General features: G+C 72.4%; 11 protein-coding genes. 1 reads left to right on the top strand and 10 read right to left on the bottom strand.

Annotated elements, in window-relative coordinates:
• Window positions 1-41: 41 nt before the first annotated feature.
• The 10 genes from ABGB01_RS28720 to ABGB01_RS28675 form a co-directional block, all read right to left on the bottom strand.
• Window positions 42-1,526 (bottom strand): MFS transporter, encoded by a 1,485-nt coding sequence (locus tag ABGB01_RS28720; RefSeq protein WP_347776643.1) that lies wholly within the window; start codon window positions 1,524-1,526, stop codon window positions 42-44.
• A 72-nt stretch (window positions 1,527-1,598) separates the two neighbouring features.
• The gene (locus tag ABGB01_RS28715) at window positions 1,599-1,859 is read right to left on the bottom strand and encodes a hypothetical protein (RefSeq protein ID WP_347776642.1); all 261 of its coding nucleotides are present in this window, start codon (window positions 1,857-1,859) and stop codon (window positions 1,599-1,601) included.
• Window positions 1,860-1,997: 138 nt separating this feature from the next.
• Window positions 1,998-3,455 (bottom strand): family 16 glycosylhydrolase, encoded by a 1,458-nt coding sequence (locus ABGB01_RS28710; RefSeq protein WP_347776641.1) that lies wholly within the window; start codon window positions 3,453-3,455, stop codon window positions 1,998-2,000.
• Window positions 3,456-3,461: 6 nt separating this feature from the next.
• Window positions 3,462-5,003: an FAD-dependent oxidoreductase gene (locus ABGB01_RS28705; RefSeq protein WP_347776640.1), complete on the bottom strand. Its 1,542-nt coding sequence runs from the start codon at window positions 5,001-5,003 to the stop codon at window positions 3,462-3,464.
• 99 nt (window positions 5,004-5,102) lie between these two features.
• Entirely contained in the window at window positions 5,103-6,152 is a 1,050-nt protein-coding gene (locus ABGB01_RS28700) for a LacI family DNA-binding transcriptional regulator (RefSeq protein WP_347776639.1), read from the bottom strand.
• Window positions 6,149-7,204, bottom strand: coding sequence for an ABC transporter ATP-binding protein (locus ABGB01_RS28695; RefSeq protein WP_347776638.1), 1,056 nt, complete (start codon window positions 7,202-7,204; stop codon window positions 6,149-6,151). Before ABGB01_RS28695 ends, ABGB01_RS28700 begins: the two co-directional genes overlap by 4 nt.
• Complete coding sequence (locus ABGB01_RS28690; protein ID WP_347776637.1) at window positions 7,204-8,229, bottom strand: ABC transporter ATP-binding protein; 1,026 nt, start codon at window positions 8,227-8,229, stop codon at window positions 7,204-7,206. Before ABGB01_RS28690 ends, ABGB01_RS28695 begins: the two co-directional genes overlap by 1 nt.
• Window positions 8,226-9,086 (bottom strand): ABC transporter permease, encoded by an 861-nt coding sequence (locus ABGB01_RS28685; RefSeq protein ID WP_347776636.1) that lies wholly within the window; start codon window positions 9,084-9,086, stop codon window positions 8,226-8,228. Before ABGB01_RS28685 ends, ABGB01_RS28690 begins: the two co-directional genes overlap by 4 nt.
• Window positions 9,083-10,084 (bottom strand): ABC transporter permease, encoded by a 1,002-nt coding sequence (locus ABGB01_RS28680; protein ID WP_347776635.1) that lies wholly within the window; start codon window positions 10,082-10,084, stop codon window positions 9,083-9,085. The genes ABGB01_RS28685 and ABGB01_RS28680 overlap by 4 nt, the downstream gene beginning before the upstream one ends.
• A complete protein-coding gene (locus ABGB01_RS28675) occupies window positions 10,081-11,721 on the bottom strand; it encodes an ABC transporter substrate-binding protein (RefSeq protein ID WP_347776634.1) in 1,641 nt (546 codons plus the stop codon). The genes ABGB01_RS28680 and ABGB01_RS28675 overlap by 4 nt, the downstream gene beginning before the upstream one ends.
• Window positions 11,722-11,948: 227 nt before the next feature.
• Between ABGB01_RS28675 and ABGB01_RS28670 the strand changes: the two genes are divergently transcribed.
• Window positions 11,949-14,456: a glycoside hydrolase family 3 C-terminal domain-containing protein gene (locus tag ABGB01_RS28670; RefSeq protein ID WP_347776633.1), complete on the top strand. Its 2,508-nt coding sequence runs from the start codon at window positions 11,949-11,951 to the stop codon at window positions 14,454-14,456.
• The last annotated feature ends 64 nt before the right edge of the window (window positions 14,457-14,520 follow it).

Genomic DNA, 14,520 nt, shown 5'->3' with positions numbered 1-14,520 from the left:
GGAGCATTTCGGTGGACCCTCCTCGAACAGCTCCACCCCGCTCACGATTTTGTCGAAATGGTCGTGCTGGGTGGAGCCCCACGGGTAGAGCCTCTTCTTCCGGGTGGGCGCTCGGGACCGGCACCCGGGCGGGATGGCCGGCGCCGGGGCAGGAACGCGGAGATGGTCATCCCGGCCACCCCGGCGGCCACCGAGATGATCAGCGCGTGGTGCAGGCCGTCCCGGGAGGGCAGCGTGGCGGCGCCCAGCTGCACGGTGTGCGCGGCCAGCACGGTGCTGATCACCGCGCTGGCCGTGGCGGTGCCGATGGAGCGCATCAGCGAGTTGAAGCCGTTGGCCGCGGCGGTCTCCGAGACGGGGACCGAGCTCATGATCGAGGCGGGCATCGCGGCGTAGCCGAGGCCGGCCCCGGCCGAGACGACGGTCGCGGCCAGCACGACCTGCCACACCTCCGTCATCGCCGCCAGCGCGCCGGCGTAGCCCGCGACGGCGAGCAGGGCCCCGAGCACGAGGGTCACCTTGGGGCCGTAGGCGCCAGTGATGCGGGCCGAGACGGGCGAGAGCACGATCATCATGCCGCCGCCGACCGCCATGCACAGCCCGGCCTCGAACAGGGATAACCCGAGCCCGTAGCCGGAGGCGGGCGGGGACTGCAAGACCTGGGGGAAGACCAGCTGGGTGCCGAACATGGCGAATCCGAAGGCGATGGACGCCAGGTTGGTGAGCAGCACCTGCCGCCGGGTGGTCGTCCGCAGGTCGACCAGGGGGTTCGCGACCCGCAGCTCCACGAACGCCCAGACGGCGAAGATGACGGCCGCCGCGGCGAACAGCCCCAGGGTCAGCGGGCTGGTCCAGCCCCAGCCGCCGCCCTTGCTGATGGGCAGCAGGAAGCACACCAGGCCGGCCGTCAGGCCCGCCGCGCCGGGGAAGTCGAAGCGTCCTCCCGCGCGCAGCGACGAGTCGGGGACGACCGTGAGGGTCAGGACCAGGCCCGTCGCGCCCATCGCCGCGGCCACCAGGAAGAGCATGTGCCAGTCGGCGTACTGCGCGACGACGGCGCCCAGTGGGAGCCCGATCGCGCCGCCCGCGCCCAGCGTCGCGCTCATCAGGGCCATGGCCGAGCCCAGCCGCCCGGCCGGCAGGAGGTCGCGCATGATGCTGATGCCGAGCGGGATCACGCCGACCGCGCAGCCCTGGAGCGTACGGCCGAGCACCACGAGGGGCAGCGCGCTGGTGAAGACGCAGATCGCCGAGCCGATGACCATCAGGGCGAGGCTGATCACCATCATGCGGCGCTTGCCGTACATGTCGCCCAGCCGCCCGCTCACCGGCGTGAACACCGCCGAGGACAGCAGCGTGGAGGTGATGGCCCAGGACGCGTCCTCCGCCGAGGCCGACAACAACCGCGGCAGGTCGGGGATGACAGGCACCATCAGGGTGAACATCATCGACACGACCATGCCGCTGAAGGCCAGGGCGGCGGTGACGAGCCCGCTCGATCTGCTGGGGGTGGGAGGAGGCGCCACCGGGCTCCGTTCGGTCGGGGACGGGGCAGCACAAGGCTGTCAGAGGCCCCGGAAGGGATACCCATCCCCCGCCTACGGCAGACCTCGGCCCGGCCACCGCGCGCCCGAAGGACTTCGCGAAGTCGGGGTCGTCGACCCGCAACCGGCGCTGGATATCGCGCAACGTTTCGCGTTCGTGGTCGTCGAGCACGACACACGCACGGCCAGGTCGAGCAGCCGGTCCGCCTCGGCGGGGGGATCCGGCCGGCGCTCCGTGGCCAGGACGATACCGGTGACCAGCGCGAGCAGGTCGGCGACGGTCACGCCGGGACTGACCGCACCGGCGCGTACCACGTGGCCGAGCCGACGCCCGCCGTGCGGGCGATCTGCTCCAGGGAGGCGTCGGCGCCCCGACGCTGAGCCTGGCCGCCGCCGAGTCCCGCGGGGACGCGGGTACCGCGGGCCGTCAGGGGCGGCCCGCGGTTCCCGCTGTCAGGCGCAGGCGATGGAGCCGGTGAACGGGCAGGGGTCGCCGGGGGCGGTGTAGGCGACCCGGTCCACCTGGAACGTGAGCGTCCTGCCCGGGTCCTCGAACGGCCCCATGTGCTCGGTCAGCGTGTCGCTCCCCCACACGTTGAGGAACAGGTTGGCGTCGAGCTTGGGCAGCCGCGCGGCGTCCGTGATGGAGTGGACCTTCGTGCCGTTGACGTAGTAGTCGATCTTGCTGTCCGACCACACCATGCCCACGTCCACGAACCCCTCGGGGATCGGCGCCAGCGTCTCGCCCAGCGGCGTCCTGTCGTCCCAGGCCACGAGCTTGACCTTGCCGGGGTCTCGGCCCATGACCTTGATGTCGATGGCCTCGCCGGTGACGTAGGTGAACATCGCCGACATCAGACCGGACCCGGCGACGCCTTTCAGCCGGGCCTCGTAGGTGCCGTGCCCCAGCCGCTGGCGGGTCTGGACCTCGGCGCAGGCGTACTGCCGGTCGCCGGCCGCCTTCTTGGTGAACGACAGGTTGAGCATGCCTCCGGAGGCGGAGACCTGGTCGCGGGCCCAGGTGCAGTTCTGCTGGGCGCCGTTGTTCCAGCCGTCGGAGACGTACCAGCGGGAGGTGTCGAGGGTGTCGAAGTCGTCGACGAACGACGTGGTGACCGAGCAGGCGACCGAGCCGGTGAACTGGCACGGGTCACCGAGCCTGGTGTAGGCGATGTGGTCGTAGGACGCCTCGACGGGGTGGCCGGGGTAGGTGAAGGGGCCCATCCAGCCGGTCAGCGTGTCGCTGCCCCAGATCTGGGCGAACAGGATCTGCTCGTGGGTGGGCACCTGGCCGCCGGTCAGGGTCTTGACCAGCGTGCCGTTGACGAAGAAGCGCAGCCGGCCGGGCTCCCACACGTACGCGAAGTCGACGTACGTGGAGGCCGAGTCGGCGGGCAGCGCGACGGGGAAGCCGCCGGAGGAGGTGCCGTTGACCCACGAGTTCACCTCGACCTTGGCGGTGTCCTTGCCGAGCACCTCGAAGTCGATCTCGTCCCACGGCTGGTCGTGCACCGGGCCGATATAGGAGAAGAAGGCGGAGTTCAGGCCGCTGCCCTTGCCCGCCTTCATCCGGGTCTCGAACGTGCCGTAGCCGAGCCGGGCCCGCGACTGCACCTCGGCGCAGGAGTAGTCGCGCTCCCCGTACGCCTTGTCGTCGAAGGTGATGGTGAGCGCACCGCCCTCCACCCGTACGTTGTTCTTGTTGAACTGGCAGTTCTGGTGGTCGCCGTTGTTCCAGCCGTCGGAGACGTACCAGCGGCTGGTGTCGAGGGCGCCGTCGAAGCGGTCGATGAACGACTCCCCCGCGGCGGCGGTGGCGGGCCGGACGGGGATCAGGGCCAGCAGGCCGAGGATGAGGGCGGTCACGGTGGCGGTCACGGTGGCGGTCACGGTGGCGCTCAAGCGGGACATGGGCTCCTACTCTCGATGGGTACGGATCTCTTCCGGCCAGGCGAGCGTGATGCCGAGCGTGTCGCTCAGCAGGTGCTGGTAGTCCGACAGTTGCGCGGCGTCGGAGCGGACCTTGCGCGGCGGCAGGTCGCGGTCCAGGCAGAAGGCCGCGAGCGCGCCCACGGCCTCGCCGATGGCCCACTCGACGGGATGCAGCCGGTAGCAGCCGTTGGTGATGTGGGTGGTGCCGATGTTCTTGTTGGCGGGCAGCAGGTTGTCCACGCGCACGGGGACGAGCGCCCCGAGCGGGATCTGGAAGGGGTACGCCTCGATGTCGACGTAGGTGCGTCCCGCGGTGCTGGGGTGCAGGTCGATGCGGTAGCGGCCGAGGCCCACGCTGTCGTGGAAGACCTCGCTGCCCGCGCCGTCCGGCCTGGCCTGCACGCCGACGTGCTGCTCCAGGACGGTGAACTCGGCGACGATGCGGCGCGACTCGCGGATGTAGGGGGTCTTGGCCAGCCCGTCGCGGGTGCCGGTCACGTCGGGCCGCAGCCGCAGGCCGGGGTAGCCGCCCTCGGTCTGCATCCAGTACAGGAACGACAACGACAGCTCCCGGCTGCCCGCCAGGGCGACGGCGGGGTCGGCGCCGAGCAGCGGGCTCTCCCAGTAGTCGATCTGCGGCCAGTTCACCATGGTCAGGTCGGGCAGGCCGGTGAACTGCTCGCCGGCCAGGATGCGGCGGAACTGCCACAGGTCGAAGTGCCCGGTCCCGTCGCCGAACAGCCGCCACTCGCGCCGCTCCAGCGTGATGGGCACGACGTCCGTCCACGACAGCTGCGGCCCCGGCCAGAACGGCGCGACGGTGTCGCGCCAGTGCTCGTAGCCGGCGGGCCGGTCGATGACGTGCTCCTCCCCCGGCCGGTGCTCCAGGGCGAAGCACCACGAGATGGCCTGCTGGTCGAGGGGGTCGGCGGTGCCGGGGGCGTGCGGCTCGCCGGTCGTGTCGCGCCCTTCCGCCCCGACGACGTGCTCGACGTCCGCGAGCTCCAGCAGGTCGCCCAGCTCGGTGGCGTCGATCACGTACGGCGCCGCGACGGTCAGCTCCCCGCCCGTCTCCAGGTCGCGCAGCGTGACGGCGTCGACCCTGTCGCCGCTCGTCCACGCGGCGACCGGCTCGTGGCGGAGCAGGACGGTGATCAGGCCCGACGCCCGCCAGGGGGCGAGCATCTCGTCGAGGACGGCGACGGCCACGCGCGGCTCGTGGTTCATCCTGCTGACGATGCCGAGCCCGGGGTCCGTCAGCGGGCCGGCGCCCGGGCGCACCGGGTAGTTGCGCCGGTAGTAGTCGCGCACCCGGCGCCGCAGGCCGGCGTAGCCCGGCGGGGCGAACTCCCGCTCGATCCAGGGGTGCTCGTCCGGCGGCACGGCCTGCGCGGTCAGCTGGCCGCCCAGCCAGTCGGTGTGCTCGGTGACGATCACTTTCCGGCCGAGTTTCGCGGCCGTGAGCGCGGCCGCGACGCCTCCCAGGCCGCCGCCGATGATGAGCACGTCAGTTCGGAGTTCCGTCATTCCCCGTGGGCTCCTTCGTGTGTGTAGAGGGCCGCGTCGATGAGGACAGGGGCCGTCGCCGGGTCGCGGCGCGGCCCGGGGTGAGCTGGTCGCCAGGCTCTAGAGCCGCTCGTCGCGGGCGGTGGCGATGGTGGTGCCGGGGACGATCGGGCAGGGGACGAGCAGGCTCTCGGGTGGCTGGTCGGGGTGGTCGAGCATGTCGATGACCCGGTCGACGGCGATGCGGCCGATGGCGACGCGCGGGATCTCCAGGGAGTCCCACCGGGCGGAGGTGCCCTCCCAGGTGGCTTCGAGCACGGCGACGGAGACGTCCTCGGGCACGCGTACGCCGCGTTCCCTGAGCCCGCCCAGCAGGTGCTCGGCCAGCCGGACGCTCTCGGCGACCACGGCCGTCTCGCCGCCGCGGACCAGCTCGTCGATCCAGTCGCCGGTCAGTCCGCTCTCGCCGCGGAAGCCGGGCGACCTGTCGCTCAGGCCGAGCCGCTCCACCGCCTCGCGGTAGCCGTCGCGCCGGTCGGCGTACGGCTCCATCTCCATGGGCTCGCGCAGGTAGGCGAAGCGGCGGTGGCCGTGCCCGGCCAGCTTGTCCACGATGCCGATGGCGGCGCCGCGGTAGTCGGGGATCACGCACGGGATCTCCGCGCCGGGCACCTCCCTGCGGCCGATGTGCACGAACGGGTAGCCGTCGGCCCACAGCCTGGCCAGCTCCGCCCGGTCGGTGGAGACGCCCAGCAACACGCTGCCGTCGGCCAGGTTGAGCCGGTTGGTGCCGTCGCGGTAGACCCTGCGCCGCCCGTCGCCCGCTCCCGTCGAGGTGAACATCACGAGGTCGAAGCCGGTCTGCTCGGCCCGCTCCTCGATGCCGAGCAGGAACTCGAAGTAGAAGTCGTCGCGGGCGTGCGGGAAGACCGCCTCGAAGGTGTGCACGCCGATCAGGCGGTTGCGCTTGTTGCGCAGGTTGCGCGCGGACGCGTTGGGGACGTACCCGAGCTCCTTGATCGCCGCGAGCACCCGCCGGCGGGTCTCCTCGGGGATGCGCGCGGAGTCCACGTCCCCGCTGATCACGCGGGACACGGCCGACTGGGACACCCCGGCCAGCCGGGCCACGTCGGACTGGCGCGGGGCCTGCCCGCGGCGCTTGGGCGTCATGGCCCTTCCTCCTCTCCCGAGCCGCCGGCGCCGGCGGCTCGCAGGGCCAGAGCGGCCGCGTGGGTGGTGGCGTCGAGCTCGCCGGCCCGGCCCTTCTGGTGCAGCCAGCAGTGCGCCCAGTGCCCGCCGCCGAGGTCGGTGCGCGGCGGCGCGCTCTGCCCGCACTCGGGCATCGCGAACGGGCAGCGCGGGTGGAAGCGGCACCCGGCGGGCGGGTTCACCAGGCTCGGCGGCTCCCCCAGCTCGTCGGCACCGTCGAACAGCGCGGCGCGGTCGTCCTCGCCGCGGCCGGGGTCGGGCGAGGACTCGACGAGCAGCTTGGTGTACGGGTGCCGGGGCCGGGCGATCACGTCTTCCTTGGGGCCGCCCTCGATCATGCGCCCGGCGTACATGACGACGATGTCGTCGCAGAGGTAGCGGGCGCTGGCGATGTCGTGCGTGATGTAGAGCAGCGCCAGCCCGTCCTCGTCGCGCAGCCGGGCGAGCAGGTTGAGCATGTCGAGCCGGATCGACACGTCCAGCATCGAGATGGGCTCGTCGCCCAGCAGCACCTTCGGCCGTACGGCGAGCGCGCGGGCGATGACGACCCGCTGGCGCTGGCCGCCGGACAGCTCGTGGGGGAACTTGTCGACGGCGTCGGCCGCGGGGCTGAGGCTGACCCGTTCGAGCAGCTCCAGCACCTGCCGCTCCAGCTCCCGCCGGTCGCGGGTGCGGTGGTGCAGGCGCAGGGCGCGTTCGAGGTTGTAGCGGACGCGGTGCAGCGGGTTGAGCGACCCGAACGGGTCCTGGAAGATCAGCTGCACGTCGCCGTGGTAGCCGCGGCGGCCGGTGTCCGCGCGGCCGTGCAGCAGCACCTCGCCGCTGGTGGGCGGGTAGAAGCGGGCTAGCACGCGGGCCAGCGTGGTCTTGCCGCTGCCGCTCTCCCCCACCAGGGCCACGATCCGGCCGGGCAGCAGCGCCAGGGTGGCGTCCTCCACGGCCCGCACGACGCCGCGCCTGCCGGCGGGGAAGTGCTTGGCGACCTCACGCGCCTCGAGCACGGGCTCGCTCATCAGTGATCACCTCCAGCAGGGTAGAGCAGGCAGGCGACCTCGTGCCCGGCGGCCGGGACGAGCTCGGGCAGGGTGGCGTCGCAGCCGTCGAAGCGCTTGGGGCAGCGGGGGTGGAAGGCGCACCCTGGCGGTGGCCTGCGCAGGTCGGGCGGGCTGCCGGGGATGCCGGTCAGCGGCCGCAGCGGGGCGTGCAGCGGCGGGAACGAGTCGCGCAGGCCCTGCGTGTACGGGTGTTTCGGGTCGGTGTAGAGGGCCCGGGCGGTGCCGATCTCGACGATGCGGCCCGCGTACATGATGGCGATCCGGTCGGCCACCTCCAGCAGCAGCGACAGGTCGTGGGTGACGAACACGACGGCGAAGCCCAGCTCGTCGCGCAGGCGCAGCACCTGGGAGAGGATCTGGCGCTGCATGACCACGTCCACGGCGGTGGTCGGCTCGTCCATGACGACCAGGTCGGGCCGGCAGGCCAGGGCGAGCGCGATGGCCGCGCGCTGCCGCATGCCTCCGGAGAGCTGGTGGGGGTAGCCGCGCACCCGGTCGGCCGAGATGCCGACCATGGCCAGCAGCTCGGCGGCCCGCTGCCAGGCCTCCTTCCTGCTCATCCGCCGGTCGTGGGCGCGCAGCGCGTCGGCGAACTGGGCGCCGAGCCGCATCACCGGGTTGAGCGCGTCCATGGCGCTCTGCAGGACGATGGACAGGCTCGTCCAGCGCAGGTCACGCAGGGCCTGGTCGTCCAGCGTGACGAGGTCGACCGGCGGGCCGCCGTCGCGGCCGTGGTAGAGGATGCGGCCCGCGGTGGTCACGGCGGGCGGGCGCTGGAGCCGGGTCAGCGCCGTGATCAGGGTGGACTTGCCCGACCCCGACTCTCCGGCCACGCCCAGGATCTCGCCGCGGCGCAGCGTGAACGACACGTCCACGCACGCCCGCACCTCCCCGGCGTACTCGACGCTGAGCCCGTCCACCTGCAGCACCGCGCGGTGGGCGGCCGGGGTGGCCGGCGCGTGTTCCTGTGTCTGGGAGGTCATGCCGCCTCGCTCCTCGCGATCCGTGCCCGGCGGGTCCTGACGACCCGGAGTTTGGGGTTGGCCACCTCGTCCACGCCGAAGTTGACCAGGGCCGCCGCCGTGCCGATGAGCGCGATGCACAACCCCGGCGGCACGAACCACCACCACAGCCCGCGCAGCACCGCGCTCTGCTGCTGCGCCGCCTGGATCATGGTGCCCCAGCTGATCGCCGCGGAGTCGGAGATCCCCAGAAAGGCCAGCCCGGCCTCGGCCAGCACCGCGCCGATCAGCGCGTGCAGGAACATCGAGGCGATCAGCCCGGTCAGGTGCGGCAGCACCTCGAAGAAGACGAGCCGGCGGTTGCTCTCGCCGAGCAGCCGCATGGCGCGGACGAAGTCGCGTCCCGCCACGCTCATGGCCTGGGCGCGCAGCGTGCGGGCGCCGCCCGCCCAGCCGAACAGCCCGATGATGAGCGCGATCGTCCACAGGCCCGTGCCCTGCAGGTAGCCGGCCACGACGAAGATGAGCGGCAGCACCGGCATGACGAGGAAGAGGTTCGTCAGGAAGTTCAGCACGCCGTCCACGCCGCCGCCGAAGTAGCCGGCGGTCACGCCGACCAGCACCGCCAGCGCCGTGCCGATCGCGGCGGCCAGGAACCCGACGAACATCGAGCCGCTCGCCCCCGCGATCACCTGGGCCAGCACGTCCTGCCCGAACTGGGTGGTGCCGAGCAGGTGCTCTGCCGACGGCGGCTGGGCGATGGCCTGGATGTCGTTGGCCCGGGGGTCGAGCCCCAGCACGGTCTCGCTGAACCAGCCGCCGAAGATCGCGACCAGCGCGAAGAAGGCGATGATGGCCGAGCCTGCGCGTACCTTCATGCGCGCTCCCTGATGCGCGGGTCGAGCAGCGCGTACACCGAGTCGGCCGCCAGGTTGGCGAGGAGCACGGTGAGCGTGATGAGGAAGAAGACGCCCTGCATCACCGGGTAGTCGCGCTGCTGGAGCGAGATGAACAGCAGGTAGCCGATGCCGGGGTAGCTGAAGACGATCTCGGTCAGCAGCGCGCCGCCGACGACGCCGCCGAGCGCGAGGGCGAAGCCGGTGAAGTTCGGCAGCATGGCGTTGCGGGCGGCGTACCGGAGCATGACCCTGCGCGGCGACAGGCCCTTGGCCAGGGCGAGCAGCACGTAGTCCTCGCGGACCGTGGTGACGGTCATGTTGCGCATGCCGAGCAGCCAGCCGCCGAACGCCGAGAACACGATCGTGGCGGCGGGCAGGGCGCCGTAGTGCAGGACGCTCAGCAGGAACGGCGCGTTGAACCCGACGGGCAGGTCCGGGTCGTAGCCGCCGGCCAGGGGGAACCAGCCGAGCAGGAACCCTAAGGCCCACAACGCCAGCAGCGCCACCCAGAAGTACGGCACCGACGACACGAACGTGGTCAGCGGGCTGACGATCGAGTCGAACCGCCCGCCGGCCCGCCACCCGGCGATCACGCCGAGCCCGGTGCCGACCAGGAACGCCACCACGGTGGTGCTGCCGACCAGCAGCAGCGTCCACGGCAGGCCCTGCCAGACCAGGTCACTGACCGGGGTCGGGAAGTTCCTGATCGACACGCCGAGGTCGAGCCGGGCGAGCTGGCCCAGATAGTCGAGGTACTGGGAGCCGAGGTTGGCGCTCGGGTCGCCGAACAGGCGCTGGATGGACTCCAGCGTGCGCGGCGGCAGCGACTGGCCGCTGACCCGCTCCAACTCCTCGATGATCGCCAGCGACGGGTCACCGGGCATGAGGCGCGGAATGAGGAAGTTCAGGGTGACGGCCGACCACACGGCGGCGGCGTAGAAGCCGAGCCTTCTGGCCAGGAAGCGCCTGCCGGTCATGGGGCGGCACGCTTGAGGTTCATCAGCGTCATCGTGGTGTCGGGGCCGAGGCCGGGGAACGGGACGTAGGTGAACTTCTCGGGGGTGGGCCAGCCCGTCCACCGCCCGGCGTTGATCGCCACGAACCAGTACGAGTTGTAGATCGGGCTGAAGGGCACCTGGTCCACGACGATCGTCTGCATCTCCTGGGCGTACTGCTTGAGCTCGCCGGTGTCGGCGGTGCCCATCAGCTCGGCGAGCACGGCGTCGGTCTTCGCGTCCTTCCAGCGGCCCAGGTTGGTGGCGGCCTTCTTGCCGACGGGCTTGACGGCGCGGCCGGCCAGCATGCTGTAGACGCCGCTCACGCCGGCGCCGCCGGTGGTGGCGATCGTCAGGTCGAACGTGCCGAGCTGCTGGCTCTCGTACAAGTTGGCGCCTGGCGCTCCGGCGGACTTGACCTGCAGGCCGAGCGCCGACCTCCAGCTGTTGATCATGATGTCGGCGTAGGGGGCCCAGCCGAAGTCCTGGTTGAAGGAGAGGGTGGGCGCGTACGCCCTGCCGTCCTTGACCAGCTTGCCGTCGGTGACCGTCCAGCCGCCCTCCGCCAGCTCGCGCCTGGCGCCCTCGGCGTCGACCTGCTGCACCTTGCCGCGGTACTCGGGCTTGATCCAGTCCCGGTAGACGAGGTCGACGAGGCCGGTGGGGCCCGCCTCGGTGCCGGGCCGGTTGAGCGTGGTGACGATGTCGCCGCGCGGGATCGTCATCGCCAGCGCGCGGCGCACGTGCACGTCGTCGAAGGGTGGTCTGGCGGTGTTGTAGAGCATCGAGTACGCGCCGCCGGTGGCGTACAGCTGGTAGAGGTGCCTGCCCGGGTCCTTGGCGACGTACTCCTGCTCGGCGCCGGGCCACGACTGGATCGCCCAGTCGACCTCGCCGCGCAGCAGCTGCGCCTTCACCGCGTCCTGGTTGGTCGGGATGATCTTCAGGTGCTTCATGGGGAACGTGCCGCCCCAGTAGTCGTCGCGGGCGCGCAGCGTGATCTGCTGGGCGGCGAACGACTCCAGGACGAACGGGCCGGTGCCCACGGGGTCGGGGTTCGTCCAGGTGTTGAGGTCCTGCTTCTCCCAGATCTTCTTCGGCACCATCGGCAACGACGGCGAGGCGAACTGGTTGATCTCGCTGAACCCTGGCTTGCCGAACGTGACCGCGACCGTGGACTCGTCGATCTTCTCCACGGCCGTGTACGTGGTGCCGCCCAGGTTGAAGTCCGGGTTCTCCAGGGGCAGGCTCAGGGAGAACACGACGTCGTCGACCGTCAGCGGCGCGCCGTCGGAGAACGTCACGCCCTGGCGCACCTTGATCGTGAGCCGGGTGCCCTTCTCGTCGAACTCGAGGCTCTCGGCCAGCCACGGCTTGACCGTGCCGCCGTCGCTGTAGTCGACGCGGGCCAGCGGCTCGTAGATCATCTCCGCGTTCGGGGTCTTCTGCGTCGCGGGCCCGACGACGTTGTAGTTGCGGATGTACGTCGTGCCGGCGTCGGTCTTGCCGAAGACGATGGTGTCCGCGCGGGCGCCGCCGGCCGGCTGGTTCTGGACGCCCGCCGTGCACGCGGTGGCGAGCGCCATCACGACGGCGACCAGGAGTCCTCTTGTTCGCATGTGTGTCTCCAGGGGGTGCGCATACGTATGCGCAAGCCGGCCGGACGGGGGAAGGGCCGGTTGCTTCTACGTATGAACAGGGACGGTATGGACGTTACGGCGAGGCGTCAAGGGTGTGACCGGAACTTTTCGTCCCCCCTTGACGGGCGAGCGTTCTGTGCTTAGCGTCCCGGATCAACCTATTCGGCAGATGTGCTCATACGTATGAGCAGCGGCGGGAGGCATCCGTGCACCAGATCGACCGGCTCCTCGACAAGCTCACCCTGGAGCGCAAGGTCCGCCTGCTGACCGGCGCGGACGAGTGGAGCACCCACGCCGACCCCGACATCGGGTTGCGCGCCATGGTGCTGTCCGACGGGCCGTCCGGCATCCGCGGCGTCACCTGGGACGAGCGCGACCCCGCGGTGAACCTGCCGTCCGCCACCGCGCTCGCCGCCACCTGGGACATCGCCACCGCCCACGCGTACGGGGCGGCGCTGGCGGCCGAGGCGCGGCGCAAGGGCGCCCACGTGGTGCTCGGGCCGACGATCAACCTGCACCGCAGCCCGCTCGGAGGGCGGCACTTCGAGGCGTACTCCGAGGACCCGCTGCTGACGGCCGACCTGGCGGCGGCGTACGTGCGCGGAGTCCAGAGCCTCGGCGTCGCCGCTACCCCCAAGCACTACGTGGGCAACGACTTCGAGACCGAGCGCTTCACGGCGAACGTCGTGGTGAGCGAGCGGGCGCTGCGGGAGCTCTACCTGGCGGCGTTCGAGAAGGCCGTGGTGGAGGCGGGGGCCTGGGTGGTGATGTCGGCGTACAACGCGGTCAACGGCGCCACCATGACGGAGAACCCGCTGCTGGCGGAGCCGTTGTGCGGCGAGTGGGGGTTCGACGGCGTGGTGGTGTCCGACTGGTGGGCCGCGCGGTCGACCGTACCGGCCGCGCTGGCCAGGCAGGACCTGGCGATGCCCGGTCCGGACGGGCCGTGGGGGGACGCGCTGGTCGCGGCGGTGCGCGACGGGCTCGTCCCGGAGGCCGCGGTCGACGAGAAGGTACGGCGCCTGCTGCGGCTGGCCGCCCGCGTCGGCGCCCTGGACGGCCTCACCCCCGCCCCGGCCACCGGCACACGGAATGCCCTGACCCCCGACCCGGCCACCGGAACGGACGACGGTCGCGTGCCCGCTTCCGGGACGGCCGGCGGCGTGCCCCCGGCGGTGGCGGTTTCCGCCGAGGAGGGCGCCGTGCTGGCGCGGCGCGTGGCGGCCGACGGGATGGTGCTGGTGCGCAACGAGGGCGAGCTGCCGTGGCCCGCTCCCGGCCCCCGGTCGGTCGCGGTGATCGGGCACAACGCCCTCCAGTTCCGCAGCCAGGGCGGCGGCAGCGCCACCGTGACGCCGCCGTACGTCATCTCCCCGCTGGACGGGCTACGCGCCGCGCTGCCGGACGCCGAGATCACGTGGACCCTCGGCGCCGTCACCCAGGAGGGCCTCGCGGCGCTGCCGATCGCGCGGCTGACCGACCCCGTCTCGGGCGAACCCGGGGTGCGCGCCCGCTTCCTCGACTCCGGCGGCCGGGAACTGCTGAGCGAGAACCGCCGCTCGTCCGACCTGGCCAGGCTGGGCGGATCCCGCCCCGCGGGCACGACGTCGGTGGAGGTCACCACCCGCTACCTGGTGCGGGAGCCGGGCACCGCGCGGCTCGGCATCGCGGGAGCCGGGTTCGCCACGCTGGCCGTCGACGGTGTGCGGGTGCTGGAGCGGGAGCTGGTGCACGAGGGCGAGGACTTCGGCGGCGGCCTGGTCTCGCCGCCGCACGTCTCGGTCACGGTCGAGCTCGCCGCCGGAGAGGCCGAGCTGACGGCCAGGCTGGACGGCGTACCGCAGGGCAACGGCCTGACCCTCACGCTGGGCGAGGACCTGGCCCCCGCCGGCACGGCACGCGCCGGCGAGGTGGAGGCGATCGGGGCGGCGGCCGAGGCGGCGCGGCGGGCGGAGGTGGCCGTGGTCGTGGTCGGCACGAGCCCGGAGATCGAACGGGAGGCGGCCGACCGGGCCACGCTGGCGCTTCCCGGCGCGCAGGACAGGCTCGTGCGCGCGGTCGCCGCCGCCAACCCGCGCACGGTCGTCGTCGTCAACGCGGGCGCGCCCGTGCTCATGCCGTGGCGGTACGAGGTGGCCGCCGTGCTGCTGGGCTGGTTCGGCGGGCAGGAGTTCGGCAACGCCCTGGCCGACGTGCTGCTCGGGACGGCCGAGCCGGGCGGCCGGCTGCCCACCACCTGGCCCGGTGAGGAAACGGACGTGCCGGTCCTGCGGACCGCTCCCGTGGACGGGGTGGTGGCCTACGAGGAGGGCGTGCACGTCGGCTACCGCGCATGGCTGCGCGCCGGGGCCGAGCCCGCCTACCCGTTCGGGCACGGCCTCGGCTACACGAGCTGGGAGCTGACCGACCTCGCCGCCTCCCCCAGTGAGGTGAGCCTGACCGTGCGCAACACCGGCGGGCGCGCGGGCAAGCACGTGGTGCAGGTGTACCTGTCACGGGAGTCGGGCGCGGTGGACCGGCCGGTGCGCTGGCTCGCCGGATACGCGGTGGTGCGCGCCGGCGCGGGGCAGGCCGATCGGGTCACGATCCCGCTCCCGCGCCGCGCGTTCCAGCATTGGGACGGCGGCTGGCGGACCGAGCCGGGCGAGTTCACCGTCCACGCCGGCTCCAGCGTCGCGGACCTCCCCCTCACCGCCCGGATCAGCGCGCCGTAGGCCGAACGGCCCTCCCCTCACCGCCCCCGTACCGTAGGGCGACCGGCGGCCAGCCGAGCCCGCC

The organism is Nonomuraea sp. B5E05 (assembly GCF_039880665.1).
Taxonomy (GTDB): Bacteria; Actinomycetota; Actinomycetes; order Streptosporangiales; family Streptosporangiaceae; genus Nonomuraea.
The sequence above is the reverse complement of the archived record's forward strand: the minus strand, read 5'-3'. Positions and strand labels throughout refer to the sequence as shown.